Below are 25290 nucleotides of genomic sequence, written 5' to 3'. Positions count from 1 at the left end.
CGGACGGGTCGGTCCTGACCGACCCGGCACCGCGCTGCCCGCCGCCAGAATGCACACGGCGGCTGCGAGGATCGCCGCGTGCCCGAGCCGACCACCACCTCCCTCGACGTCGACGCGCTCGCGGGGCGGACGTTCGACGCCGTCCTGTTCGACATGGACGGCACGCTGATCGACTCGATGAGCGGTGCGCTGGCCGCCTGGGACACCTGGGCCCGCGAGCACGACGTCGACCCGGCGGTGCTCGCCGAGCTGGGCATGGGCGGCCGCCCGGCTGTCCAGGTGATCGGGCAGCTGCTGACCGCCGAGCGGGTCGCCGACGCGCTGGCCCGCATCGAGCACCTGGAGATCGAGGCGGCCGCAGAGGGCATCGCCGTGCTGCCCGGCACCGTCGATGCGCTGACCGCCCTGCCCCCGGAGCGGGTGGCGATCGTGACCTCGTGCACCCGCACCCTGCTCGCTGCCCGGCTGTCCGGCTCCGGGCTGCCCCGGCCGCGGGAGGTCGTCACCTTCGACGACGTCCAGCACGGCAAGCCCGCCCCCGACCCGTTCCTGCTCGGCGCCCAACGGCTCGGATTCGACCCGGCCCGCTGCCTCGCGGTCGAGGACGCGCCCGCCGGGCTCGCCTCCGCCCGCGCCGCCGGGTGCACCACGCTCGCCGTGGGCGACACCCACCGGCCCGACGAACTGGAGGCGGACGCGCACGCGCCGGACCTGTCCCATCTGCGGTTCGTCGTGACCCCCGACGGCATCACCGTCGTCGGCAACGCCTGATCCCGGCCGCACCGGGCTCCGCCTCCGGGTGGACGCGCGGCTCACCCCGCAGGACGACGACGACACGCCGTCCGCTGCCTACTGTCGGCAGCATGGACCCGACGGCCCTCGAGCGGCTCGCGGCCTGGCTGCGCCGGCACCCGTTCGCCGTCGACAGCGGGCTTGCGGCGCTCTTCTTCCTGTTCACCACCGCCCTCGGCGCGGGGTACGCAGGCGACGCGGGGCTCGTCCTCGGCTTCCTGCTGAGCGTCCCGCTGGCCTGGCGCCGCCGGGCGCCCGTGCCGGCTGCCGCAGCCGTCGTCGTCCTCTGCCTGATCCAGCTGCTGACCTACTCCACCGACCTGCTCGCCGCGGACCTCGCCGCACTGGTGATGGTCTACGCGCTGGCCGCCTACGCACCCCGCTGGGCGTCGAAGGCAGGGCTGGCCATCGGGCTGGTCGGCGCCGTCCTCGCCGCGCTGCGGTACTACACCGGTTCGTTCGACCCGCAGTCCCTGATCATCGTCTCCGGAGCCATCGGCGTCTCCGTGGTCGCCGCGTGGGCGCTGGGCGACCTGCGCCGGGCACGGATGCAGCGGATGGCCGGCTTGGAGGAGCGCGCCCGGCTGCTGGAGCTGGAGCACGAGCAGGAGATGCGGCTGGCGGCCCAGGCCGAACGCGCCCGGATCGCCCGGGAGATGCACGACGTCGTCGCCCACTCGCTGTCGGTGGTGATCGCCCAGGCCGACGGCGGCCGGTACGCCGGGCAGGCCGACCCGGCGGCCGCCACCGAGGCGCTGGAGCAGATCTCGGCGACCGGCCGGCAGGCCCTCACCGACATGCGCAAGCTGCTCGGCGTGCTGCGCGAGGGCGACGGGCAGGAGTTCGCCCCGCAGCCCGACGTCGCGGCGATCGACGACCTGGTGGCCGACGTCGCCGCCAGCGGGCTGGACGTCGACCTGCTGGTGGAGGGCTCCCCGCAGCCGATTCCGGCCGGCGCGCAGCTGGCCGCCTACCGGATCGTGCAGGAGTCGCTGACCAACGTCCTCAAGCACGCCGGCCCGGCCGGCAAGGCGTGGGTGCGACTGCACTGGCGGCCGGACTGCCTGGAGCTGTCCGTGCTGGACGACGGGCGCGGCGCCGCCGCGGCGATCGCCGTCTCCGACGGCCAGGGCCAGGGCCTGCTGGGCATGCGCGAGCGCGCCGAGCTGCACGGTGGCCGACTGACCGCCGGGCCGCGACACGGCGGGGGGTTCGGCGTGCACGCCGTCCTGCCCTACCGTTCGGCCCGATGAGCAGCACATCTGCCGACGGCCCCATCCGCGTCGTCCTCGTCGACGACCAGCAGCTGGTGCGCGCCGGCTTCCGCATGGTGATCGACTCCCAGCCCGACCTCACGGTGGTGGGCGAGGCCGGCGACGGCGCCGCGGCGGTGGAGCTGCTGCGATCGACGCCGGCCGACGTCGTCCTGATGGACATCCGCATGCCCGGCACCGACGGGATCGCGGCGACCCAGCAGGTGACCGCCCTCCCCGACCCACCGAAGGTGGTCGTGCTGACCACCTTCGACCTCGACGAGTACGTGATGTCGGCGATCGGCGCCGGGGCCAGCGGCTTCCTGCTCAAGGACGCGCCGCCGGAGGAGATGCTCACCGCGGTCCGCACCGTGCACGCCGGCGACTCGGTGATCGCGGCCAGCTCCACCCGGCGGCTGCTGCAGCACGTCGCCCCGATGCTGCGCGGGGCCGGATCGACCGGCGCCGCCCAGCCGCACGACGACCGGGCGTTGGCCGAGCTGACGCCGCGGGAGAAGGAGGTGCTGGTGCTGATGGCCTACGGCGCCACCAACACCGAGGTCGCCGAGCGGCTGTTCGTCAGCGAGGCGACGGTGAAGACGCACGTGGGCCGGGTGCTGGCCAAGACCGGCAGCCGCGACCGGGTGCAGGCCGTGGTGCTCGCCTACCGCACCGGCCTGGTCGCCCCCGCCGACCTGCTGCGCGACGCCCCCGCCTGAGCGCGTCCCCGGGCTTCTCCCCGATCAAGTCCCCGGGCTTCTCCCCGACCAAGGCCGGAGGGTCAGTCCCGGGGATGACGGCGGGGTCAACCCCGGGGGGCAGCGGCAGCGCCGGAAGACCAGCCCGGACGGCGACGCGCGGTGACGGCCCCGGACGAGAGCGTGAGCACCGTCAACGACCACGTCCGTCCGGAGGCCCGAAGTGTCCGTTCCCGTCCTGTCCGTCCCCGGCGAGCCGCCGGCCGCCGGCTACTCCGCCGCCGCCCGCGCCCGCGGGCTGCGCAAGACCTACGGCGCCGGCGAGACCGCGGTGCACGCACTCGGCGGGGTCGACGTCGACTTCGAGCGCGGTGCCTTCTCCGCGATCATGGGCCCCTCGGGCTCGGGCAAGTCCACGCTCATGCACTGCCTGGCCGGGCTCGACGCCGCCACCGGCGGCCAGATCTGGCTGGGCGACACCGAGCTGACCAGCCTGCGCGACGAGCAGCTCACCAAGCTGCGCCGCGAGCGGATCGGCTTCGTCTTCCAGGCCTTCAACCTGCTGCCGGTGCTCGACGCGCAGGAGAACATGCTGCTGCCGATGCAGCTGGCCGGCCAGCGGCCCGACCGGGCCTGGATGGACGACGTCGTGGGGCGGCTGGGCCTGCGCGACCGCCTGCACCACCGACCGCACGAGCTCTCCGGTGGCCAGCAGCAGCGGGTCGCCGTCGCCCGGGCGCTGCTCCCCCGCCCCGACGTCGTCTTCGCCGACGAGCCGACCGGCAACCTGGACTCCCGCTCCGGCGCCGAGGTGCTCGACCTGCTGCGCTCGAGCGTGCGGGAGACCGGGCAGACCGTCGTCATGGTCACCCACGACCCGGTGGCCGCCTCCTACGCCGACCGCGTGGTGCTGCTGGCCGACGGCCGGCTGGCCGGCGAGCTGCAGCAGCCCACCGTCGACTCGGTCATCAGCGCGCTGCGCGGGCTGGGGGACTGACCGGTGCGCACCGGGGCCATGTCCACAGTCACCAGGGCGAGCATCCGCGCCCACGCGGGCCGGCTGGTCGCCTCCACGCTGGCGATCGTCATCGCCGTCGGTTTCGTCGTCGCCACGCTGGTGCTCAACGAGACCTCGAAGGCCACCGTGCTGGAGGCGGCCGGCGCGCAGTACGTCGACACCGCCGTCGTGGTGACCACCGAGCGCGGCGAGGGGCTGGCGGCCGTCGCCGACGAGCTCACCGCCGTGGACGGCGTGCAGGCGGTCGACCCCACCTGGGAGGCCTACGCGCAGATCGTCCCTCCGGGGCGCTCCGGGGCGCAGTACGCGGAGATCCAGTCCGTCGCCGGCGAGCCGTCGCTGCGCTGGCAGCACCTGTCCGCCGGCGCCCTCCCGGTCCGCCCGGGTGAGGTGGCGGTGAGCGAGCGGGTGGGTGCCGAGGTCGGCGACGTCGTCCCGGTCACCGTCTACGACGACGAGGGCGCCGCGGTGACCACCGACGCCACCGTCACCGGCGTCGTCGACCTGCGCGGTGACCCCACGGCCGGCCTGTACGGGCGGCTCTGGGCCACCCCGGACCAGACCCGGGCATGGGGTGCGACCGAGCCGACCGAGCTGCGGATCGCCGGCACCACCGGCACCGACCCGGCCGCCCTGGCCGCCGCGGTGCGCAGCAGGCTGACCGACGGGGACCTGACCGTGCGCACCGGCACGGAGCAGGCCGAGCACGCCGCCGCGGAGATCACCGGTGACGCGGACGTCCTCACCACCATCCTGCTGGTCTTCGGCACCGTGGCCGTGCTGGTGGCCGGGCTGGTCATCGCCAACACCTTCGCCGTGCTGCTGGCCCAGCGCACCCGCGACCTCGCGCTGCTGCGCTGCGTCGGCGCCACCGCCCGGCAGATCCGGCGCAGCGTGCTCGGGGAGGCCGCGGTGACCGGGCTGGCCGCCTCGGTGCTCGGGGTGCTCGCCGGCATCGGGTTGGCCGCGCTGGTCTCGGCGATCGTCGGGAGCACCGACTCGCCGATCCCGCTGTCCGGGGTGTCGTTGCCGCTCTACGCGGTGCTCGCCGGCCTCGCCGTCGGCACCCTGACCACCCTGCTGGCCGCCATCGCCCCCGCCCGGGCCGCCACCCGGGTGGCGCCGCTGGCCGCGCTGCGGCCCACCGACCCGGCACCGCTGCGCTCCCGGGGCGGCGTCGTGCGCCTGGTGCTCGGGCTGCTGCTCGTGGTGCCGGGCGTGGCCCTCATGGTGTACGGCGTCACCTCCGCGGAGATCCTGATCACGCTCCCCGGCGGGGTGCTCAGCGCGCTGGGCGGGCTGCTGCTCGCCCAGCGGGCGGTGCCGCCGGTGGTCGCCGCGGCCGGCCGGCTGTTCGGCCGCGTCGGTGGACTGCCCGGCCGGCTCGCGGCGGGCAACGCCTCCCGCAACCCGCGCCGGACGGCGGCCACCGCGACCGCGCTGATCATCGGCGTCACCCTGACCACGGCGATGGTGGTCGGCGCCTCCTCCACCCGGGCGACGGCGCAGGCCGGGCTGGCCGCGGCCTACCCGACCGACGTGATCGTCCAGGGCGGCGGCACGGCGCTGCCCGCGTCGCTGCCGGGGCAGCTCGAGGCGGTGGACGGCGTGGTGGCCCGGACCACCCTGGTCGGGGCCACGGTCACCGGCCCGGACGACTGGGAGACCTGGGCCCTCGGGGTCGACCCCGAGGAGGCGCTGCCCGTGCTGCGCTCCACCGCGGACACGACGCTGCCCGCCCTGGGTGAGGTCGCCCTGTCCCGCTGGACCCGGGAGAGCTGGGGCACGGGGGTGGGCGACAGCGTGACCCTGACCGCCGGCGACCGGTCGCGGGAGCTGACCGTGGTGGCCGGCGACAACGACGCGCCGCTGCTCAACGACGCGGACCTGCGCGCCCTGGTGCCGGACGCGGCCCCGGACACCGCCTGGCTGCGGCTGGCCGACGACGCCGACCAGACCGCGGCGATCGACGACGTCACCGACCTGGCCGGCGTCGCCGTGCCCACGGCGTGGGTCACCGGCCTGGCCAGCGAGCGGGCGGCGATCGACCAGGTGGTCGACGTGCTGCTGCTGGTGGTCACCGGGTTGCTGGGGGTGGCCGTGCTGATCGCGCTGATCGGCGTGGGCAACACCCTCGCCCTCTCGGTGGTCGAGCGGCGCCAGGAGAGCGGGCTGCTGCGGGCCCTGGGCCTGACCCGGGGTCAGCTCCGTGCGCTGCTGGCCTGGGAGGCGGTGCTCGTCGCCGGGGTGGCCGCGGTGATCGGGGTGCTGGTCGGCGGGGCGTACGGCGCGGCCGGTGCGGCCGCGGCGCTCGGCGAGGTGGGCGAGGTCGTGGTCAGCGTGCCGTGGTTGCAGGTGGCGGCGATCGTCGTCGTCGCGACGGTGGCCGGGCTGCTCGCCTCGGTGCTCCCCGCCCGGCGCGCGGCGAAGACCCCACCGGTGGCCGCGATCGCCGGCTGATGAAGGACCTCCTCCTCCCCACCCCTCGCACGCTCAGGGGCGGGCCCCTGGAGGAGGTCGGCCCGGGCCCCGTCCACCCTGGTGGGCGGGGCCCGGACGTCGTCTGTGCCACTTCCCGGGCAGCACACAGCCGAGTCGGGGATGCTGGAGGGCGTGCCCGATCTCCGCCGCACCGCCTCCCTCACCGCCGTCGCTGCCCTCGCCGGTGGCGTGACCTGGCTGGCCCGGGCCGCCTGGGGCCTGCCGACGGCGCTCGGCGCGAGCCAGCGCCGTCTCCGCCCGACCGTGACCGGCTCCCCGCAGTTCGCCGACGGGAAGTTCCACAACAGCATGCCGACCCCCGCGCTGGAGCCGGCGAACGCCCGCAACGGCCTGCTCCGGCAGTGGCACGAGGACCGGCACAAGGGCCTGCCCGGCGCGCCGATCCCGCTGGCCACGCCGGAGGTGCCCGCGGAGGCGGGCGAGCTGGCGGTCACCTGGTACGGGCACTCGAGCGCGCTGCTCGAGATCGACGGCCGACTGGTGCTGCTCGACCCGGTCTGGGGCGAGCGGGTCTCGCCGTCCCCGGTGTTCGGACCGACCCGGCTGCACCCGGCGCCGGCGCCGATCGCCAGCCTGCCCGCGGTCGACGCGATCCTGATCAGCCACGACCACTACGACCACCTCGACCTGCCCTCGGTGCGCGCGCTGGTGCGCACCCAGTCCGCACCCTTCGTCGTCCCGCTGGGCATCGGCGCCCACCTGCGCCGCTGGGGCGTGCCCGAGGACCGGGTGGTGGAGCTGGACTGGGACCAGGCGACGACGATCGCCGGGCTGACCCTCACCTGCACCGAGGCCCGGCACTTCTCCGGCCGCTTCTTCGCCCGGGACACCACGCTGTGGTCCTCCTGGGTGGTCACCGGGCCGCAGCGGCGGGTCTTCTTCGGCGGCGACACCGGCTACACCCCGGCCTTCGCCGGGATCGGCGCCCGGCTGGGGCCCTTCGACCTCACCCTGCAGCCGATCGGCGCCTACAACGACGCCTGGCACGCCATCCACATGGACCCGGAGGAGGCGGTCCGGGCCCACGGCGACCTGGGCGGCCGGGTGCTGCTGCCGATCCACTGGGCCACCTTCAACCTGGCCTTCCACCGCTGGGCCGAGCCGGTGCAGCGCCTGCTGGCCGCGGCCGGCGAGCGCGACGTGCAGGTCGTCGTCCCGCGGCCCGGCGAACGGATCGACGTGCTCGCCCCGCCCCCGCTGACCGACTGGTGGAGCGCGGTCGGCTCGGCCGACACCGAGTCCGGCCCGGAGAGCGGGCTGGTCGGCACGGTGGCCGCGCGGGCGCGGCGGGGCCGGCTCAGCTCCCGCCGGTGAGCCGGGCGAGGGTCGCGGGCAGCCCCGTCAGGTCCTCGACCTCGTGCTCCGGCTGCGGGCCCGCCGGGTCGACCCGGTGCCCGGGGCGGGCCACCCGCACGACGGCCAGCCCGGCCTCCAGGGCGCCGCGGGTGTCCCGGGCCGAGGCGGGCACGTGCACCTCCACGCCGGCGGCGGCTGCCCGCCGGTAGATCTCCGGGTGCGGCTTGTAGGCGCTGAGCCGCTCGCTGGTGAGCACGGCGTCGTCGGCGACGAGCGCGGCGGCCCGGGTGCGGCGGAACAGCACGTCGTCCACGTTGGAGAGCACCCCGACCGTGTGCCGCTCGGCCACCAGCGGCAGCGCTCGGCCGACGTCGGGCCACAGCGGCCAGTCCGGCAGCGAGTCCAGCAGGGCGAGGACGTCGGCGGTCGGGTCGGCGTCCAGCCCGCGCGCGGCGTAGGTGGCGGCCAGCGCCCGGCGGCAGTGCTCGGCGAAGGGCACCCACTCGGCGGTGTCCTGCTGCGAGGCCTTGTTCCGGGCGTCCCAGTCGTCGTAGAGGTCGCCGCCGTCGAGGTCCCAGCCGTGCCCGGCGGCGAGCGCGGCGAACGCCGCCGACCCCCCGGTCCGGGAGTCGATCAGCGCACTGAACAGGTCGAACGTCACCAGGGCCATGGGCCCATCCTGCGCTCAGCGCAGCAGCTTGGACATCCGACGGTCGGCCAGCGGCTTGCCGCCGGTCTGGCAGGTGGGGCAGTACTGCAGCGAGGTGTCGGCGAAGGAGACCTCGCGGACGGCGTCCCCGCAGACCGGGCAGGGCAGCCCGGTGCGGGCGTGCACCTGCAGCCCGGCTCGCTTCTCGCCCTTCATGGTGGCCGCGCGCTGCCCGAGCTGGCGGTCCAGGGCGCCGGTGAGCACCTCCCGCAGCGCGGCGTGCAGCCGGAGGAGTTCGTCGTCGGTCAGCTTGTCGGCCATCTTGAACGGGGAGAGCCGGGCGGCGTGCAGGATCTCGTCGGAGTAGGCGTTGCCGACGCCGGCGAGCACGGTCTGGTCGGTGAGCGTGCCCTTGAGCTGCGCGTGCTTGCCGGCCAGCAGCGCGCCGAGCTGCTCGGTGTCCAGCTCGAGCGCGTCCGGGCCGAGGCGGGCGACCCCGGGCACCTCGCCCGGCGTGCGGACGAGGTACACCGCCAGGCCCTTGCGGGTGCCCTGCTCGGTGAGGTCGAAGCCGGGGGCGGGCGGGCCGGTGTCCAGCGGCGCGAGGTGGACCCGCAGCGCCAGCGGCCCCTTGCCGGGCTTGGGCGGGGCGGTCGGCAGCCCCTCCCGCCAGTGCAGCCAGCCGGCCCGGGCCAGGTGCACCACCAGGTGCAGCCCGGAGACGTCCAGGTCGAGGAACTTGCCGTGCCGGGACGCCCCGGTGACCTCCAGCCCGGCGAGCGAGGAGAGCGGCGGGTCGAAGGTCTTGATCGCCTGGACCGCCGCGAGGTCGACGCGCGTCACGATCCGGCCGACGGCGTTCTCCCGCAGGAACGCGGCCAGCGCCTCCACCTCGGGCAACTCGGGCACGCCCCCATGATCCACACAGGACGCCCTCCCCGCCTCCCCCCGCCCAGGTGCTTTCTCGCGAGAAAGCGCGCGCGCCTTCTCGCGAGAAAGCGCGCGCTCTTAGCCCACGGCGGCGGCGAGACGCTCGACGATCGTGCGGAGCACCGGCCGCGGCGTGGCCAGGGTGAGCCGCACGTGCCCCGCGCCCGCCGCGCCGCACTCGCTGCCGTCGATCAGCGCCACCCCGGCCTCGCGGCGGAAGAACTCCCCCAGCGGCTCCGCGACGCCCAGCTCCCGGCAGTCCAGCCAGGCCAGGTAGGTGCCCTCCGGCGGGGTGTACCGCACCTGCGGCAGGTGCTCGGCGAGCAGCTCGCCCAGCAGCCGCCGGCTGCCGTCGAGGTAGCCGAGGACGCCGTCCAGCCAGGGACCACCCGCGCGGTAGGCGACGGTGTTCGCGATCGCGCCGGGGGTGGAGCAGCCGTGCTCGGCCCGCTCCCCCACCTGGGCCCAGTGCGCGGCGTCGGCGTCGTTGGAGAGCACCAGCTGCGCGCACTTGAGGCCGGGCAGGTTCCAGGCCTTGGACGCCGACGTCGCGGTCACCGTGTGCGCGGCGGTGAGCGGCGACAGCGACGCGTAGGGCCGGTGCGCCTGCCCCGGGTACACCAGCGGCGCGTGGATCTCGTCGGCGAACACCCGCGCCCCGCGCCGCGCCACCACCTCGGCCAGGTCGAGCTGCTCGGTCTCGGTGAACACCCGGCCGAGCGGGTTGTGCGGGTTGACGTGCACGAACAGCCCACCACCGGCGAGCGCCCGGTCGATGCCGGCCAGGTCGTACGTCGGCCGACCGTCGGCGCCGGGCACCATCGGCACCTGCACGACCTCGCGCCCGCGCTCCCCGGGCACCCGCAGGAACGGCATGTAGGCGGGGGTCGGCAGCACCACCGGTGCGCCGGGCGGGGTGAAGTGGTCGATCGCGGCGGTGAGCCCCGCGACGACGTCGGCCAGCGGCGCCACCCGCTCGGCGGGCACCGGCCAGCCGTACCGCTCGGCCTGCCACCCGGCACAGGCCGCGGCCAGGTCCTGCTGGACGGCGGCCGGCAGGTACCCGAACGCCGCGGCGTCGACCGCCTCGTGCAGCGCCCGGGTCACCACCGGCGCCGTGCCGAAGTCCATCTCGGCGACGAACGCGCCGAGCGCGGTGCCGTACTTCGTCCACTTCAGACTGCCGGCGGCGCGCAGCGAGTCCTCGCTCAGCGCGTCGAAGGAGACAGCGTCCAAGGAGACAGCGTCCAAGGAGACAGCGAGGTCGTCGGTCACCGGGCCAGTCTCACCCCGGGCCCGCGCCGAGCCGGGGCGGGGTGAGGTCCAGGGGGCGGCCGGCCGCGGCGTCGTCCGCGAGCCGGCTGCCCCAGGCGATCAGGCCGGCGTCGTCCACCCCGTGCCGGCGCGCCGCCGCCCCGGCGGTGGACAGCGAACGCACCCCCCGAGCGAGCAGGGCGGCCGCGCCGGCGGCGTTGCCCCGGGCGGCGTGGGTCAGCCCGACGGCCAGCTGGGCCAGCCCGCGCCACAGGTCGCGCTCGTCGTCCGGGCCGGACTTCCAGGCGTCCTCCAGCACCTCGTGGGCGTGGAAGGGGCGGCCGGCGTCCAGCAGCTGCTGGGCCTCGGCCAGCGACTCCGCCGGCTCCCGGACGACGCCCTCGGGAGCCCGCGGCTCCCCGACCGCGCCGTGGGGCAGCGGCCGGCCGAGGGCATCCCGGGGCCGGGCATTGCGCGCCCGGCCCGCCGCGTCGCGGTCCCGGCCGGCGCTCACCGCAGGACGGTGGTCAGCCGTACCCGCACGCCCTCGTCGGTGGGGGTGATGTCGACGTGGTCGCACAGCTGCCGGGCCAGCCACAGCCCCATGCCGCCGAGGGAGAGGTCGTCGCCGTGCGCCGGCCCGTAGCCGATGAACGGGTCCTGGAGCCCGGCGCCGCGGTCGGTGACGGTGCACACCAGGCGGTCGGCGTCGATCCACAGCCGCAGGTCGACCGGCGGGCGCCCGTGCCGCAGCGCGTTGGTGGTCATCTCGTCGACGGCGAGCAGGAAGTCCTCCAGCGCCGGCTCCGACCCCGGCGGCAGGCCGACCGCGGCGGCGCGGGCGGCGAGGTCGCGACGCAGTCCACGCAGGTCGCGCACGCCGTCGGCGCGCACCAGCGGCTCGGTCCGCTCCAGCGGCTCGGGCGGGATCGGCAGCGAGGTCAGGTACTCGGCGGGGTCGACGTGGTCGGGGTTGGGCCGGAGCTCGCCGTCGACGACGACGAACGGGTGCGTCGCGACGGCGGCCACCACGAGCGGCTCGGGCACCCGCCGGGTGTCGACCAGGCAGAGCACCACCAGCCTGTCCTCACCCAGCTCGGCGGCCTCGGTCAGCGAGTGGTCCAGCACCGCGTCGTAGCGCTGCCACTCCCGCCAGGTGTCCGGATCGGGACCGGGCAGCGGCTCGAGCACCACCCGGACGACGCCGCCGTCGCCGCGGTGCTGCCCCCCGAGCCGGCGGACAGCGGTGATGGCCGCAGCCGGCCCGTTCCCGTACACGTCGGCCCAGGCGGCCCAGGCGATCTCCGGCCGGTGACCGATCCGCTCCCGCAGCAGGGCCGCGGTGGGCTCGGTGCTGACCACCACGACCGGCTGCCCGGCCGCCAGCCCGGCGTCGACGAAGGCGACCGCACCGTCGACCAACTGGGCATCGGAGGAGGCGACGAGCGCACGGTGCACCCCGGGCCCTGCTGCCTCGTCCATGCGCGCGGTTCTCCGTCCTGCCGATCGTCTGCCACCCCGTGTATCGGCAGCGTGTCCCCGGCCTCCCTACCCGGCCGCGGCGCAGCCAGTCCTCGGTCCGACCACGCCCCCCCGGACGGGTGGCCCGGGGCCCGCCGTCCCCCGGGACGCCACTCCCGAACGGGTTGCGGATCGGAGTCGTCCGTGCAAGATGGACCACGAGGACGGCGCCATCCCGGTGACCCGCCCCCGCAAAGACCCGCGGTCGTCAGCGACCGGTCCGGACCTGGAGGGGGTGGCCGTGGCCGCACCAGCACAGCCGGCTCCACCGGCACGAGCGTCTGCGGCGCCGGACAGCGGGTACGCGCTCGACGCCGACGGTGCGCGGGCCCGGATCGCCGGTACCGCCCTGCGGGCGTCCCCTCCCGGCCGGGTCGGGCTGGAGCTGGAGGCCCACGCCGTCGACCTGGCCGAGCCGGCCCGCCGGGTGCCCTGGGCGCGGGTGCGCCACGCCGTCGCGGACCTGCCCCCGCTGCCCGGCGCCAGCCTGGTCACCCTCGAACCGGGCGGCCAGGTCGAGCTGTCCGGTCCGCCGCTCCCGGACGTCTCCGCCGCGATCGGTGCGCTGCGCCGCGACCACGCCGTCGTCCGGGCGGAACTGCGCCGGGCCGGGCTCGGGCTGGCGGCGCTGGGCGCCGATCCCTGCCGGCCGCCCGGGCGGGTGTCCCCGGGGCCCCGCTACGTCGCGATGGCCGAGCACTTCGGCGCCGTCGGCTGCGGCCGGGCCGGCCTGGCGATGATGACGGCGACCGCCTCGCTGCAGGTCAACCTGGAGGCCGGGCCGGAACGGGGATGGGCCGACCGGGTGCGGCTGGCGCACGCGCTCGGTCCGGTGCTGGTGGCGGTCTCGGCGTGCTCGCCGCTGCTGGCCGGGCGGGAGACCGGATGGCGCTCCAGTCGGCAGCAGGTCTGGGGCGACCTCGACCAGGCGCGCTGCGGTCCACTGCTGGGCCGCACCGACCCGTCGGCCGAGTGGGCCGCGTACGCGATGGCCGCGCCGGTGATGCTGGTCCGTGACGCCGGCGGCGGGGCGGTTCCGGTACGCGCCCGGGTGCCGTTCGGCGACTGGCTGGCCGGCGCGCCGCTCGCCGGCCGGGCCCCGACGGCCGATGACCTCGACTACCACCTGACCACGCTGTTCCCGCCGGTCCGGCTGCGTGGGTTCCTGGAGATCCGCTACCTGGACGCCGCCCCGGCCCGCTGGTGGCCGGCGCTGGCGGCGGTGACCGCGGTCCTGCTGGACGACCCGGTCGCCGCCGACACGGCCGCCGCCGCGACCGAGCCGGTGGCCGGCGCCTGGACCCGGGCGGCCCGGCTCGGGCTGGCCGATCCGGCGCTGCACCGTGCCGCCCGGGCCTGCCTGGCCGCCGCGGCCGGGCGGGCCCCGATCGACCTGCGCCGCGAGGTGGAGGCGCTGGCCGGCCTCGTCGACGAGCACGGCTCCCCCGGCGACGCCCTGCTGTCCACCGCCCGAGCCCACGGCCCGGCGGCCGCGCTCCGGGCGGCCGCCGACGACACCTCCGAGGAGGAGACGTGACCGACCTGCGCGAGCAGCTGGCCCGGGAGCTCACCGCCGCCCGGGACCGCACCCTGCACCTGACCGACCTCGACGAGCCGGAGCTGCTGCGTCAGCACTCCCCGCTGATGAGCCCGCTGGTCTGGGACCTCGCCCACGTCGGCCAGCAGGAGGACCTGTGGCTGCTGCGCGGCGGCAACGCCGCGTGCCGCGGCCTGCTGCCGCCCGACGTCGAGCAGCTCTACGACGCGTTCACCCACCCGCGGGCGACCCGGGACCGGCTGCCGCTGCTGCCCCCGGTGGAGGCCCGCGCCTTCTGCCGGGAGGTCCGCGGGCGGGTGCTGGACCGGCTCGACCGGTTCACCGCCGAGGACGACCCGTTCGACGTGGCGATGGTGGTCAGCCACGAGCAGCAGCACGACGAGACCATGCTGCAGACGCTGCAGCTGCGCACCGGCCCGGCGGCGCTCGGCCCGGGCACCCCGCTGCCACCCGGCCGGCCGGGCCTGGCCGGGACGACGGTGCTGGTACCCGGCGGGGAGTTCACCCTGGGGGTGGACGCCGCCGACGAGCCGTTCTCGCTGGACAACGAGCGGCCCGCGCACCCGGTCGAGGTCCCGGCCTTCCGGATCGGGCGGGTGCCGGTGACCAACGCCGAGTTCGCCGCGTTCGTCGCCGACGGCGGGTACGAGCAGCCGCGCTGGTGGTCGGCGCGCGGCTGGGAGCACCGGTGCGCGGCCGGGCTGAGCGCACCCCAGTTCTGGGGGCGCGGCGGCACCCGCACCCGGTTCGGGCTGGTCGAGGAGGTGCCCGCGGACGAACCGGTCCAGCACGTCACCTTCTTCGAGGCGGAGGCCTACGCCGCCTGGGCCGGCGGCCGGCTGCCGACGGAGGTGGAGTGGGAGAAGGCCGCGGTCTGGGACCCGGTGCGCCACCGGCGCCGCCGCTTCCCGTGGGGCGACACCGACCCCACCCCGGGGCTGGCCAATCTCGGCGGGCAGGCGCTGCGCCCGGCGCCGGTGGGGGCCTACCCCGCCGGCGCCTCGGCCTACGGCGCGGAGCAGCTGATGGGCGACGTGTGGGAGTGGACCTCCTCGGACTTCACCCCGTGGCCCGGCTTCACCCCGATGCTGTACGCCGACTACTCGGCCCCGTTCTTCGGCGGTGACTACAAGGTGCTCCGCGGGGGCTCCTGGGCCGTGGGCCCCTCGGTCGTGCGGCCGAGCTTCCGCAACTGGGACCACCCGGTGCGGCGTCAGGTGTTCAGCGGGTTCCGGCTGGCCTTCGACGCATGACCGGAGCCGCCTGATGTGCCGTCACCTCGCCTGGCTGGGTCGTCCGCGAACGCTGGCGTCGCTCACGCTGGAGCCGCCGTCGTCGCTGTTGGTGCAGTCCTACGCCCCCCGCCGGCAGCGGTACGGCACGGTCAACGCCGACGGCTGGGGCGTGGGCTTCTGGGCGCCGGGCCGGGTCGAGCCGGCCCGCTGGCGTTCGGCCCGCCCCCTGTGGGGCGACGCGTCGTTCGCCTCGGTCGCCCCGGCCGTCTCTGCCGGCTGCGTGCTGGCCGCCGTCCGGTCCGCGACGGTGGGCATGCCGATCGAGGAGAGCGCGGTCGCGCCGTTCACCGACGGCCGATGGCTGCTGTCGCACAACGGCCGGGTCGACCGCGCCGCCCTGCCGCCCACGGCCGACGCCGAGTCCACCGTGGACAGCGCCCTGCTGGCCGCGCTGGTGTTCCGCCGGGGCATGGCCGCCCTCGCCGACACCGTGCGCGAGGTCGGCGCCGCCGACCCCGGTGCCCGGCTGAACCTGCTCGCCGCCGACGGCGCCCGGCTGCTGGCCACCACCTGGGGCGACACCCTCTCGGTCCTGGCCACCGACGAGGGGACGGCCCTGGCCAGCGAGCCCTGGGACGACGACCCCCGGTGGTCCGACGTCCCCGACCGGACCCTCGTCGAGGTCACCCCCGACGGCCTCACCCTCACCCCGCTGGACGGATCGGAGCCCGCCCCGTGCCCTTCTCGCTGACCGACCACCTCGGCCCGGTCGACACCGGCGCCGCGCTGCGCGCCGACGCGCTGGCCGGCCTCACCTCGACGCCGAGGACGCTGCCGCCGCGGTGGTTCTACGACGAGCGCGGCAGCGAGCTGTTCGACGAGATCACCCGGCTGCCCGAGTACTACCCGACCCGCACCGAACGGGCGCTGCTGGAGGACCACGCCGGGGAGATCGCCACGGCCACCGGCGCCGACACGCTGGTCGAGCTGGGCAGCGGGACGTCGGAGAAGACCCGGCTGCTGCTCGACGCACTGGCTCGGGCGGGCACCCTGCGCCGGTTCGTGCCGGTCGACGTCGACCCGTCGGTGCTGCGGGCGGCCGGAACCGCGCTGGCCGCCGAACGCCCGGAGCTGGCCGTGGACGCCGTCGTCGCCGACTTCACCACCGGCCTGGCCGAGCTGCCGCGGGAGGGCCGCCGGCTGGTCGCATTCCTCGGTTCCACCATCGGCAACCTGGAGCCGGCCGATCGCGCCGCCTTCCTCCGCGCGCTCGCCGCCACCCTGCAGCCCGGCGACGCCTTCCTGCTCGGCACCGACCTGGTCAAGGACCCCGACCGGCTGGTGCGCGCCTACGACGACGCGGCCGGGGTCACCGCCGCGTTCAACCGCAACGTGCTGGCGGTGCTCGACCGGAAGCTGGAAGCCGACTTCGACCTCGACGCGTTCGCCCATGTCGCGGTCTGGGACGCCGAGCGGGAGTGGATCGAGATGCGGCTGCGCTCGGTGCGGGACCAGGTGGTGCGCGTGGCCGCCCTCGACCTGGAGGTGCCCTTCGCCGCCGGGGAGGAGCTGCGCACCGAGATCTCCGCGAAGTTCCGCCGCGAGCGGGTGGAGTCCGAGCTCGGCGCCGCGGGCCTGCAGGTCACGCACTGGTGGACCGACCCCGCCGGCGACTTCGCCCTCTCCCTCGCCACCCCGGCCTGACCCGCCGATCCCGCCCGTCCCGGCAGTGGCCTGCCGGTGGACCGGTCGCGCGCCGACCCGGCTGACCTAGCGTCGTGCGGGTGAGCGACCTCCCTCTGCCCCACGACGACCTGGGCGACGCCTGGCGCGCGGCCCGCCCCCGCGCGGCCGGCACCCACCTGGACACCGCGGCGTGCAGCCGGCAGAGCACCGCGGTCCTGGCCGCGGTCGCCGCGCACGCCCACCGCCAGGCGGAGGCGGGGGCCCACGCCGAACGGGACGTCGAGGGGCTGCTGCAGCAGGGCCGGTCGGTGCTGGGCGGGCTGGTCGGGACGGCCGCCGCCGACGTCGCCTTCACCGGGAGCGCGCAGGACTCGCTGCGCACGCTGCTCGCCGGGTGGCGACTGCCTGCGGGCAGCACCGTCGGACTCCTCCCCGGCGAGTACTGGCACAACGTCACCGCGTTCACCGCGGCCGGCCTGACGCCGGTGCTGCTGCCCACCGACCCGCTGGGCCGGGCCGACGTCGAGGGGGTCGAGCGGGTGCTGCGGACCGCCCCGCCCACGCTCGTGCACCTCACCGTGGTGGCCAGCCACCGCGGCGTCGTCCAGCCGGCCCGGGAGATCTCGGCCGCCTGCCGGGCGGCCGGCGTCCCGCTCGTGCTCGACGTGGCCCAGGCACTGGGGCACGTCGACTGCGACCTGCCCGCCGACGTCACGTACGGCACCTCGCGCAAGTGGCTGGCCGGCCCCCGGGGCGTCGGGTTCCTGGCGATGCGGCCGTCGGTCACCGCCCGGATGACCCCGCAGACCGACCCGGGGCTGTACGACGACGGCGGCGCGGGCGTCGACCACGCCCGCTGGTACGAGTCGCACGAGGGGCACCTCGCCGGCCGGGTCGGGCTGGTGCGGGCGATCGGCGAGCACCTCGCCGCCGGGCCGGACCGGGTGCGGGCCCGGCTGGCCGCGCTGGGCCGCGCCACCCGCGAGCTGCTGGACGGGTGCGGCGGCTGGGCGGTCGTCGAGCCACGCGAGGAGCCGACGGCGATCACCACCCTGCGCCCACCGACCGGTGTCGACGTCCGCGAGACCGTGCAGCGGCTGCGGGTCGAGCACGGCGTCGTCGTCACCGCCGTCGGCCGGGAGCGGGCCCGGCCGGAGCTGAGCGGCCCGGTGCTGCGGGTGTCACCGCACCTGGACGCGGCACCGGCGGACCTCGAGGTGCTGGCTCGCGCACTGGCCGGCTGAACCCGGATCCGGGCGGCGCTGCATCCAGGACCGGGGGTGGGCCGGAAGAACCAGGTGACAGTCCACTCCACCGGAAGGAACGTCACCGTGAACACGTCCCGCCCGATCGCCCTGACCGCCGGCGCCACCGGCGCGTTCGCCCTGCTCTTCGCGGCCACCCCCGCGCTCGCCGACTCGCACACCGCGACCGTCTCGGTGCTGCACGGCGTCCCGGACACCCCGGTCGACGTCTACGCCAACGGCGAGCGGCTGATCGACGACTTCGAGCCGGGCACCCTCGCCGGGCCGCTCACGCTGCCCGGCGGGGAGTACGACCTGGAGCTCCACCCGGCCGACGCCGCGGACGCGTCCGGGGAGCCGCTGCTGTCGGCCATGGACGTGGCGGTCCCGGCCGGCGCGAACGCCACCGTCGTCGCACACCTCACCGAGGCCGGCGCGCCCGCGCTGACCCCGTTCGTCAACGACACCTCCGCGGTGCCGGCGGGCGAGGGGCGGCTCACCGTGCGCCACGTGGCCGCCGCGCCCGCGGTCGACGTCCGGGCGGGTGGGGAGGTCGTCGTCGACGGGCTGACCAACCCGGACGAGGAGTCCCTGACCGTCCCCGCCGGCACCGTGAGCGCCGACGTGGTGGTCGCCGGCACGGACACCGTGGCGATCGGCCCGGCCGACCTGACCCTGGCCGAGGGCGCGAACACGGTCGTCTACGCGTGGGGCAGCGAGGAGGCCGGCTACGAGCTCGCGGTGCAGACCGTCGAGGGGATGCACTCCGCGCCGTCCGGCGTCCCCGGCGGCTCGGCGGGCCTGGCCGACGAGGGCGGTCTGCCGGCCGGCGTGCTCGCGCTGTCCGCGGTCGGCCTGGCCGGCGCCGCGGTCGCCGGGCGGCGGCTGGCCAGCACCCGCAGCTGACGGCAGGACCGGGGAGGAGGGCACGCGGGAGGAGGCATGGTGCGACGCGCGGCGGCAGGTGTGGCTCTCGGGCTCGCGCTCGCGGTCGGCGCCCCGACGGCCTGGGCGGTCACCCGCCCGGCGCCCTCGGCTGGGACGCCGGTGAGCGAGGCGCTCGCGGCCGCACCGACCACCGCGCCCCCGTCGTCCACCACACCGGCGGGCAGCGCCCTCCCCCCGGTCCCCACCCGCGACGCCGCGCCCGGCGCGGCGCCGGAGGCCCGCCCGGCGCCGGTACGGCTCGCCGTACCGGCGCTGGGCGTGGACACCACGGTCGACCCGGTCGGCGTCGAGGACGACGGCCAGATGACCATCCCCGCCGAGGTGGACCGGGTGGGCTGGTACCGCTTCGGGCCGGTGCCCGGCGCGGCGGGCTCGGCGGTGCTCGCCGGGCACGTCGACAGCCGCGAGCAGGGCCTGGGCGCCATGGCACCGCTGCGGGAGGCGGAGCCCGGCCAGCAGATCGAGGTCACCGACGCCGCCGGCGCGGTGACCCGCTGGCAGGTGACCAGCCGGGAACTCGTCTCCAAGCAGGAGGTGCCGCTGGCCGAGCTGTTCGGCCGCACCGGCGACCCCCGCCTCGTGCTGGTCACCTGCGGCGGGCCGTTCCTGCCGGAGCTGCGCAGCTACCGCGACAACGTCGTCGTCGTCGCCACGCCACTGCCGTGACCGCCGGAAGGGCGACCCTCTACGGTCGAACCGTGCGGTCGGCCGCTCCTCAGGAGCCCCTCGACCCGGGCGACGACGACGTCGCGCGGCGGTTCCGCGCTGGCGACGAGCAGGCACTGGCGCTGGCCTACGACCGCTGGGCCGGCACCGTGCACGGCATGGCGGTGCGCGCCTTCGGTCCCGGGCCGGACGCCGAGGACGTCACCCAGCAGGTCTTCATCAGCGCCTGGACCGGCCGGGCCGGCTACTCCCCGGACCGGGGTCCGCTGCCGGCCTGGCTGGTCGGGGTCTGCCGGCACAAGATCGCCGACACCTGGGCACGCCGGGAACGGCAACGCCGCTCGACCGAGGCCGCCGTCGTCGACGCGCAGCGCCGGCCGGCGGGCGGGCCGGACGACGGGCTGGACGCCGCGGTCGCCGACCGGGTGCTGCTGCTCGGCGAGTTGGACCGGATCGGGCAGCCGCAGCGGACCATCATCGAGCTGGCGTTCTTCGCCGACCTCACCCACGCCCAGATCGCCGACCGCACCGGTCTGCCCCTGGGCACCGTCAAGAGCCACATCCGGCGCACACTGGAGCGCCTGCGCAGCCGCTTGGAGGTGGACGGTGCCGCACTGCACCCCTGAGCAGCTGTCGCTCGCCGCCCTCCGTGAGCCGCTGCCCCCCGAGGACGCCACCCACCTGGCCGGCTGCGCCGAGTGCCGGGCCGAGGTCGCCTCGCTGCAGCGCAGCGTCGGCGTCCTCGCCGTCCCCGAGCTCGCCGCCCCCGGCGAGCCGGTGCAGCCGCCACCCCGCGTGTGGGCGGCCATCGCCGCTGCGACCGGCGTGGCGGCGGCCCCCGCGTCCGCGCCGCCTCCGAACCACGTCCGGTCACTGGCGAACGGCGACGGCGACGGCGACGGCGACGGCGACGGCGACGGCGACGGCGACATCGTGCCGTTGAGCCCGCGGCGGGCACCGGCCCGGCGCTGGCTGGCCGTCGCGGCAGCCCTGCTGGTCGGCGGGGTGGTCGGGGCCGGCAGCGTGACGGTCCTCCAGGACGACCGCGGGACCGTCGTGGCCCAGGCCGGTCTGGACCCGCTGGACGGTGAGGAGGCGTCGGGCCGGGCCGAGGTGCGCGAGGCCGCCGGGCGCCGCGCGCTGCGGATCGACCTGGCCGCGCCGGCGCTGACCGACGGCTACTACGAGGTGTGGCTGCTGCGGCCGGACGTCTCGGGCATGGTGCAGCTCGGCACGGTCACCGACGGCGCGACGTCCCTGCCGCTGCCCGACGGGGTCGACCTGGGCGAGTACCCGGTGGTCGACGTCTCGGTCGAGCCGCTGGACGGCGACCCGACCCACTCCGGCGTCTCCGTCGCCCGGGGTGAGCTGAGCCGCTGACGGCCGCGGCACGGGATCCCGGCAGCGCCGGGACCCCGTGCCGGCCGGAGCGTCAGACGACGAACTGCGCGACCCGGCTCTCCAGGTCCGCGGCCCGGCCGGCCAGCTGGTCGGCAATGCTGCGGGTGGCCTCGACGCGCTCGGCGCTGGTCTCGGCCGAACCGGTGACCGCCTCCGCGCCGGAGGCGATGTCCCGGCTGCCCTCGGCTGCGACGCCGATGTTCCGGTCGATCTCCGCCGCCGCGGCGGTCTGCTGCTCCACCGCCGCGGCGATGGTCGCCTGCAGCTCGTTGATCTGCCCGACGGTCTCACCGATCTGGGCGATCGCCTGCACCGCCTGACCGGAGTCGGCTTGGATCGCCTGGATCCGCATGGAGACGTCCTCGGTGGCCTTCGCGGTCTCCTGGGCCAGCTCCTTGACCTCGGTGGCGACGACGGCGAAGCCCTTGCCGAGCTCCCCGGCGCGAGCCGCCTCGATGGTGGCGTTGAGCGCCAGCAGGTTGGTCTGCTCGGCGATGCCGGTGATCACCTTGATGACGTTGCCGATCTCGGCGGAGGAGTTGCCGAGCTGGTTCAGCGTGTCGTTGGTGCTGGCGACGATCCGGACGGCGTCGTCGGCGACGGCCGCGGCCTGCTGGGCGGAGCGGGAGATGTCGCGGATGGAGGCGGTCATCTCCTCGGCGCCGGTGGCCAGCTGCGCGACGTTGCCGGAGACCGACTGGGCGGTCCCGGAGACCGTGTGCGCGTGGTCGACGCCGGTGCGGGAGGCATCGACGACGTCCGCGGTGGCGGTCGTGAGCTCGTGGACCAGGCCGGTCATCGAGCCGGCCGAGCCGATCACGTCGGCGACCATCTCGCGGATCCGGGACACGCCCTGGGACAGCGCACCGCTCAGCTGACCGAGCTCGTCCTCGGACGTGCGGTCGATCTGATAGGTCAGGTCGCCGCGAGCCAGGGCGTCGGCGGCCGCGCGGACCGGCTCGATGCGGCTGCGGATGTCGCGGGCGATGAGCCAGCCCAGTCCGACCGCGAGCAGGACCCCGGCGGCCAGCAGGATCAGGGTGAGGGTCTCCGCGGAGGAGAAGCTGTCGCCGATCGTCTCCCGGCTGGCCTCCTCGTCGGCGACCAGCGCGTCGGCAAGCTCGCCGACCTGCGCCTGCAGCTCCAGGTACGCCGCCGTGGCGATGTCGCCGAGCTCCTTGGCGTTGGGGAGCCCGGCCTGCAGCCCGGCCTGGTAGGCGGCGTCGGTGTCGACCATCTCGACCCACTGGTCGCGCAGCGCCTCGGCCTGCGCCCGGAACTCCGCGGGGACCGTGTCGACGACGGCGGCGACCGAGGCGTCGGTGGCGGTCTTCGACTCGACCTGCAGGCCGCCCTGCAGCTGGGCGGTGGCCAGGTCGCCCGTGGCGGCGCTCAGACCGGCGACCAGGCCGTGCACCGAGTAGGACTGGTAGTCGTCGGTCAGCTGCTGGAGGTGCGCCAGCGGGGTGACGTCCCGGGCCGAGAGGTCCTCCACCTGCCCGTGGATGGAGTTCATCTGCCCGACGTTGGTCAGACCGAGTGCGACCAACAGGGCAGCGACGCCGAGGAAGGCGGCGATGAGCTTCGTGCGCACGCTGCGGCGCAGGAAGGAGGGGGTGAGCGACGACACCGAGGTGGCTCCCGAGATGAGATCAGTTGGTCTTCCTGTCATCGGCCGATCGCGTACCGGACTGGAGCCGAGCTGCGACCACGACCGTGTGATCTCCACCGAAGGGGTCACCGGGACGCGGCGGGGTAGGGGCCGCTCGCACCCCCCACCATCCAGGAGGTACGCATGACCAGTCCCGACGACGACCTGAAGGCCCGCGCGAAGCAGCACGTCGAGCAGTTGCCGGCCGAGACCGCGCTCGGCAACGCCGATCCCGCCGGCGGGGTGGACGACGACCCGCAGGTGCTCGACCAGGCCGCCCGCGACGAGGACGAGCAGCAGAGCTGACCCACTGCGCCCCCTCGGTCCACCGCGGCCGAGGGGGCGCCCCTCCCGCCGGCCGTCGCAGCGGCGACCGGCCCAGGTCTCTTGTGCCCGTGGCACGCCCAGATCTATGGGCCGCTACATGAGTAATGAACCAACGAGCCGCCAGGCTCGTCTCGTTGGTGCCGGGGCGACGTGAACGAGGACGCCGGCCCGATCTTCCGGCAGGTCGCAACCCAGCTGGAGGACGCGATCGTCGACGGCTCCCTCCCGGAGGAGAGCCAGGCCCCCTCGTCCAACGAGCTGGCCGCGTTCCACCGCATCAACCCCGCAACCGCCGCCAAGGGCCTGAACCAGCTGGTCGCGGACGGGGTTCTCTACAAGAGACGAGGAGTGGGGATGTTCGTCGCCACCGGCGCCCGCGAGCAGCTGCTGAAGCGGCGGCGCAGCGAGTTCGCCGACCAGTACCTGACGCCGTTGCTGATCGAGGCCGAGAAGGTCGGGATCAGCGTGCCCGAGATCGCCGCCATGCTCCGGGAACGGACGGGCCGGCCATGAGCACCGCCGCGACGCTCGACCGGGTCACCATGCGGTTCCGGGGCCACACCGCCCTGACCGACGTCTCCGTCGGGTTCCAGGCCGACACCATCACCGGGTTGCTCGGGCGCAACGGCGCGGGCAAGACGACCCTGATGCAGCTGCTCACCGGGCACCGCGTGCCGACGTCCGGCCGGGTCGAGGTGCTGGGTGGTCGCCCCTACGAGAACGACTCCGTGCTCAGCCAGGTGTGCTTCATCAAGGAGAGCCAGCGCTATCCCGACCACTTCCGGGTGCGGGACTCCGTCGACGTGGCGGCGACGTTGTACCCACGCTGGGACCGGGACCTGGCCGAGCAGCTGCTGGACGACTTCGACCTGCCCCGCAAGCGGGCGATCAAGAAGCTCTCCCGCGGCATGACCTCCGCCGTCGGCGTGGTGCTCGGACTGGCCTCACGCGCGCCGCTGACCCTCTTCGACGAGCCGTACCTCGGACTGGACGCCGTAGCCCGGCAGCTGTTCTACGACCGCCTGCTGGCCGACTATGCCGAGCACCCGCGGACCGTCGTGCTCTCCACGCACCTGATCGAGGAGATCAGCGACCTGCTCGAGCACGTCGTCCTGATCGACCGGGGCCGGGTGCTCCTGGCTTCCGACGCCGAGTCGCTGCGGGCCACCGCACTGACGGTCTCCGGCTCCGCACCCGCGGTGGCCGCGTTCGGCGCCGCACACCAGGTGCTGCGCACCGAGTCCCTCGCCGGGCACGCACGCGCGATCGTCCGGGCCGGCTCGCTGACCGACCGCGACGCCGCGATCCGGGCAGGCCTCACCGTGGAACCCACGCCGATCCAGCAGCTGGTGGTCGCGCTGAGCCAGGCCGCGACCCGCGGGCCGGGAGCCCCCGTCGACCCGGCCCTCGAGGAGGTCTCCCGATGAACCGCGTCCTGGCCACCGCCCGCATGCACCTGGCGCACCCGCTGGTGATCCTGGGCGTTCCGTGGATGGTCGTGACCATCAGCTTCGTGATCAACCTGGGCATCTGGGGACTGGGCGACGTCGCCGCGCGGGAGCCCGGCGGCGGGATCACCGGCGGGCTCGCCTCGCTCTACATCACCGTGCTCATCGTCTTCATCCAGGCAGTGACCCAGATGTTCCCCTTCGCCATGGGCGTGAGCCTCAGCCGGCGGACGTTCTACCTGGGCACCGCCCTGGTCGCCGCCGTCCAGTCCCTGGGGTACGGCATCGCCCTGACGGTGCTGCAGGCCATCGAGAGCGCCACCGATGGCTGGGGCGTGGGACTGCCATTCTGGGCCCCCGGCCCCCTGGACGTGGGCAATCCGGCGCTGCAGGCCCTCGTGTACGGCCTGCCCATGCTCGCCTGCGCGTTCCTCGGCATGGCGATCGGCGTCGTCTACAAGCGGTGGGGAACGACCGGGATGTGGGCGCTGGGCATCGGCGCGCTCCTCCTGTTCGGAGGACTGACCATCCTCATCACCGGCCTGGGCGCGTGGACGACCGTCGGCCGCTGGCTGGGCGGCCAGACCGTGCACACCTACACGCTGCTGCTGCCCACGGTTGCCGCGGTGGCGCTCGCCGGTCTGTCCTGGACCGGGTTGCGCCGAGCCGTGCCCTGACCTGAGAACGGCGAGGCCAGTGGCCGGTCACCCGAGGTGGCCGGCCACTCGGCTGTCCGGGTGGCCCAGGGCGGCTCCGATCGACGTCACGTGACGCTGGCCGGTCATCCGCCGTGCCGGCGGGTGCGCCGGCACCTCCGCCACTACGAGCACGGCCCGACCGGGGCGGACACGTCCCCGCGGCGCCAGGCGCGCTGATGCCCCGCCTGTCGCCGTCCGGACCCCACCCGTACCCCCGGTGCGCGAGCCTTCTCGACGGCACCCGGGGCTTCCGCCAGAAAGGCCCGGGCGCGTGTCCGAGAGGGCCCCGGGATTCGAACCCCGAAGGCGCGGGCGTCAGCCCGAGAAGGCCTCGGGGTAAGACCCGAACAGGATTGCCCGGCTCAGCCCGGGAAAGGGGCGGTCGGATGGCCGGTGACCGACCCCGGAAACGCCGGAACGGGGCCGCAGCCTGTGGCTGCGACCCCGTTCCGGGAAAGATTGTCCGGCGGCGTCCTACTCTCCCACCCGGTCCCCCGGGCAGTACCATCGGCGCT

The 25290-nt window shown here is 75.8% G+C and carries 25 protein-coding genes; 19 read left to right on the top strand and 6 right to left on the bottom strand.

Annotated features, from left to right (window positions below; all coding sequences use genetic code 11):
• The first annotated feature begins 78 nt into the window (after positions 1–78).
• The 6 genes from ACI79Y_RS16980 to ACI79Y_RS16955 all read left to right on the top strand — a co-directional run bounded on the left by ACI79Y_RS16980 (position 79) and on the right by ACI79Y_RS16955 (position 7577).
• Complete coding sequence (locus tag ACI79Y_RS16980) at positions 79–771, top strand: HAD-IA family hydrolase (protein ID WP_457159624.1); 693 nt, start codon at positions 79–81, stop codon at positions 769–771.
• 92 nt (positions 772–863) lie between these two features.
• Positions 864–2045, top strand: coding sequence for a sensor histidine kinase (locus ACI79Y_RS16975; RefSeq protein ID WP_457159623.1), 1182 nt, complete (start codon positions 864–866; stop codon positions 2043–2045).
• The gene (locus tag ACI79Y_RS16970; protein WP_457159622.1) at positions 2042–2764 is read left to right on the top strand and encodes a response regulator; all 723 of its coding nucleotides are present in this window, start codon (positions 2042–2044) and stop codon (positions 2762–2764) included. The genes ACI79Y_RS16975 and ACI79Y_RS16970 overlap by 4 nt, the downstream gene beginning before the upstream one ends.
• A gap of 202 nt (positions 2765–2966) precedes the next feature.
• Positions 2967–3740 (top strand): ABC transporter ATP-binding protein, encoded by a 774-nt coding sequence (locus ACI79Y_RS16965; protein WP_457159621.1) that lies wholly within the window; start codon positions 2967–2969, stop codon positions 3738–3740.
• 18 nt (positions 3741–3758) lie between these two features.
• Positions 3759–6221: an FtsX-like permease family protein gene (locus ACI79Y_RS16960; RefSeq protein ID WP_457159620.1), complete on the top strand. Its 2463-nt coding sequence runs from the start codon at positions 3759–3761 to the stop codon at positions 6219–6221.
• Positions 6222–6374: 153 nt separating this feature from the next.
• Positions 6375–7577, top strand: coding sequence for an MBL fold metallo-hydrolase (locus ACI79Y_RS16955; RefSeq protein ID WP_457159619.1), 1203 nt, complete (start codon positions 6375–6377; stop codon positions 7575–7577).
• On the opposite strand, the gene ACI79Y_RS16950 is transcribed toward ACI79Y_RS16955, so the two are convergent.
• From ACI79Y_RS16950 to ACI79Y_RS16930, 5 genes are all read right to left on the bottom strand, one after another.
• The gene (locus ACI79Y_RS16950; RefSeq protein ID WP_457159618.1) at positions 7561–8229 is read right to left on the bottom strand and encodes a haloacid dehalogenase; all 669 of its coding nucleotides are present in this window, start codon (positions 8227–8229) and stop codon (positions 7561–7563) included. The genes ACI79Y_RS16955 and ACI79Y_RS16950 overlap by 17 nt on opposite strands.
• A 15-nt stretch (positions 8230–8244) precedes the next feature.
• Positions 8245–9117: an Fpg/Nei family DNA glycosylase gene (locus tag ACI79Y_RS16945; protein WP_457159617.1), complete on the bottom strand. Its 873-nt coding sequence runs from the start codon at positions 9115–9117 to the stop codon at positions 8245–8247.
• A 99-nt stretch (positions 9118–9216) separates the two neighbouring features.
• On the bottom strand, positions 9217–10374 hold the full coding sequence (locus ACI79Y_RS16940) for a MalY/PatB family protein (protein ID WP_457159616.1): 1158 nt from the start codon (positions 10372–10374) through the stop codon (positions 9217–9219).
• 49 nt (positions 10375–10423) lie between these two features.
• Positions 10424–10906, bottom strand: coding sequence for a DUF309 domain-containing protein (locus tag ACI79Y_RS16935; RefSeq protein WP_457159615.1), 483 nt, complete (start codon positions 10904–10906; stop codon positions 10424–10426).
• On the bottom strand, positions 10903–11874 hold the full coding sequence (locus ACI79Y_RS16930; RefSeq protein ID WP_457159614.1) for an anti-sigma factor RsbA family regulatory protein: 972 nt from the start codon (positions 11872–11874) through the stop codon (positions 10903–10905). The genes ACI79Y_RS16935 and ACI79Y_RS16930 overlap by 4 nt, the downstream gene beginning before the upstream one ends.
• Positions 11875–12154: 280 nt before the next feature.
• Here ACI79Y_RS16930 and egtA point away from each other — a divergent pair, with 280 nt between their 5' ends.
• From egtA to ACI79Y_RS16885, 9 genes are all read left to right on the top strand, one after another.
• Positions 12155–13450, top strand: coding sequence for an ergothioneine biosynthesis glutamate--cysteine ligase EgtA (gene egtA / locus ACI79Y_RS16925; RefSeq protein WP_457159613.1), 1296 nt, complete (start codon positions 12155–12157; stop codon positions 13448–13450).
• Positions 13447–14724: an ergothioneine biosynthesis protein EgtB gene (egtB, locus tag ACI79Y_RS16920; protein ID WP_457159612.1), complete on the top strand. Its 1278-nt coding sequence runs from the start codon at positions 13447–13449 to the stop codon at positions 14722–14724. Before egtA ends, egtB begins: the two co-directional genes overlap by 4 nt.
• Before the next feature lie 13 nt (positions 14725–14737).
• Complete coding sequence (gene egtC / locus ACI79Y_RS16915) at positions 14738–15457, top strand: ergothioneine biosynthesis protein EgtC (RefSeq protein ID WP_457159611.1); 720 nt, start codon at positions 14738–14740, stop codon at positions 15455–15457.
• Entirely contained in the window at positions 15442–16410 is a 969-nt protein-coding gene (gene egtD, locus ACI79Y_RS16910; protein ID WP_457159610.1) for an L-histidine N(alpha)-methyltransferase, read from the top strand. The genes egtC and egtD overlap by 16 nt, the downstream gene beginning before the upstream one ends.
• A gap of 80 nt (positions 16411–16490) precedes the next feature.
• Complete coding sequence (gene egtE / locus ACI79Y_RS16905; RefSeq protein ID WP_457159609.1) at positions 16491–17636, top strand: ergothioneine biosynthesis PLP-dependent enzyme EgtE; 1146 nt, start codon at positions 16491–16493, stop codon at positions 17634–17636.
• An 87-nt stretch (positions 17637–17723) separates the two neighbouring features.
• The gene (locus ACI79Y_RS16900; protein ID WP_457159608.1) at positions 17724–18542 is read left to right on the top strand and encodes a DUF4397 domain-containing protein; all 819 of its coding nucleotides are present in this window, start codon (positions 17724–17726) and stop codon (positions 18540–18542) included.
• Between the two features lie 36 nt (positions 18543–18578).
• Entirely contained in the window at positions 18579–19250 is a 672-nt protein-coding gene (locus ACI79Y_RS16895; protein WP_457159607.1) for a class F sortase, read from the top strand.
• A gap of 32 nt (positions 19251–19282) precedes the next feature.
• Positions 19283–19876 carry an RNA polymerase sigma factor gene (locus ACI79Y_RS16890; protein WP_457159606.1) on the top strand — a complete coding sequence of 198 codons (594 nt, stop codon included), beginning with the start codon at positions 19283–19285 and terminating at the stop codon, positions 19874–19876.
• Positions 19857–20630: an anti-sigma factor gene (locus tag ACI79Y_RS16885; RefSeq protein WP_457159605.1), complete on the top strand. Its 774-nt coding sequence runs from the start codon at positions 19857–19859 to the stop codon at positions 20628–20630. The genes ACI79Y_RS16890 and ACI79Y_RS16885 overlap by 20 nt, the downstream gene beginning before the upstream one ends.
• A gap of 52 nt (positions 20631–20682) precedes the next feature.
• Here ACI79Y_RS16885 and ACI79Y_RS16880 read toward each other — a convergent pair whose 3' ends face one another.
• A complete protein-coding gene (locus tag ACI79Y_RS16880; RefSeq protein WP_457159604.1) occupies positions 20683–22281 on the bottom strand; it encodes a methyl-accepting chemotaxis protein in 1599 nt (532 codons plus the stop codon).
• Positions 22282–22446: 165 nt separating this feature from the next.
• Between ACI79Y_RS16880 and ACI79Y_RS16875 the strand changes: the two genes are divergently transcribed.
• The 4 genes from ACI79Y_RS16875 (at position 22447) to ACI79Y_RS16860 (ending at position 24754) form a co-directional block, all read left to right on the top strand.
• Positions 22447–22608, top strand: coding sequence for a hypothetical protein (locus ACI79Y_RS16875; RefSeq protein ID WP_457159603.1), 162 nt, complete (start codon positions 22447–22449; stop codon positions 22606–22608).
• Between the two features lie 171 nt (positions 22609–22779).
• Complete coding sequence (locus ACI79Y_RS16870; RefSeq protein ID WP_457159602.1) at positions 22780–23142, top strand: GntR family transcriptional regulator; 363 nt, start codon at positions 22780–22782, stop codon at positions 23140–23142.
• Positions 23139–24056 (top strand): ABC transporter ATP-binding protein, encoded by a 918-nt coding sequence (locus tag ACI79Y_RS16865; RefSeq protein ID WP_457159601.1) that lies wholly within the window; start codon positions 23139–23141, stop codon positions 24054–24056. Before ACI79Y_RS16870 ends, ACI79Y_RS16865 begins: the two co-directional genes overlap by 4 nt.
• Positions 24053–24754 (top strand): hypothetical protein, encoded by a 702-nt coding sequence (locus ACI79Y_RS16860; protein WP_457159600.1) that lies wholly within the window; start codon positions 24053–24055, stop codon positions 24752–24754. The genes ACI79Y_RS16865 and ACI79Y_RS16860 overlap by 4 nt, the downstream gene beginning before the upstream one ends.
• The last annotated feature ends 536 nt before the right edge of the window (positions 24755–25290 follow it).

It is taken from the genome of Modestobacter sp. SYSU DS0875 (genome assembly GCF_054050915.1).
The sequence above is the reverse complement of the archived record's forward strand: the minus strand, read 5'-3'. Positions and strand labels throughout refer to the sequence as shown.

What these genes read in the sequence shown, in the direction of transcription:
- ACI79Y_RS16975 (WP_457159623.1), top strand. Translation starts at nt 864, where the DNA reads ATGGACCCGACGGCCCTCGAGCGGCTCGCGGCCTGGCTGCGCCGGCAC.
- ACI79Y_RS16970 (WP_457159622.1), top strand. Translation starts at nt 2,042, where the DNA reads ATGAGCAGCACATCTGCCGACGGCCCCATCCGCGTCGTCCTCGTCGAC.
- ACI79Y_RS16960 (WP_457159620.1), top strand. Translation starts at nt 3,759, where the DNA reads ATGTCCACAGTCACCAGGGCGAGCATCCGCGCCCACGCGGGCCGGCTG.
- ACI79Y_RS16950 (WP_457159618.1), bottom strand. Translation starts at nt 8,229, where the DNA reads ATGGCCCTGGTGACGTTCGACCTGTTCAGTGCGCTGATCGACTCCCGG.
- ACI79Y_RS16930 (WP_457159614.1), bottom strand. Translation starts at nt 11,874, where the DNA reads ATGGACGAGGCAGCAGGGCCCGGGGTGCACCGTGCGCTCGTCGCCTCC.
- egtC (WP_457159611.1), top strand. Translation starts at nt 14,738, where the DNA reads ATGTGCCGTCACCTCGCCTGGCTGGGTCGTCCGCGAACGCTGGCGTCG.
- ACI79Y_RS16895 (WP_457159607.1), top strand. Translation starts at nt 18,579, where the DNA reads ATGGTGCGACGCGCGGCGGCAGGTGTGGCTCTCGGGCTCGCGCTCGCG.
- ACI79Y_RS16875 (WP_457159603.1), top strand. Translation starts at nt 22,447, where the DNA reads ATGACCAGTCCCGACGACGACCTGAAGGCCCGCGCGAAGCAGCACGTC.
- ACI79Y_RS16865 (WP_457159601.1), top strand. Translation starts at nt 23,139, where the DNA reads ATGAGCACCGCCGCGACGCTCGACCGGGTCACCATGCGGTTCCGGGGC.
- ACI79Y_RS16860 (WP_457159600.1), top strand. Translation starts at nt 24,053, where the DNA reads ATGAACCGCGTCCTGGCCACCGCCCGCATGCACCTGGCGCACCCGCTG.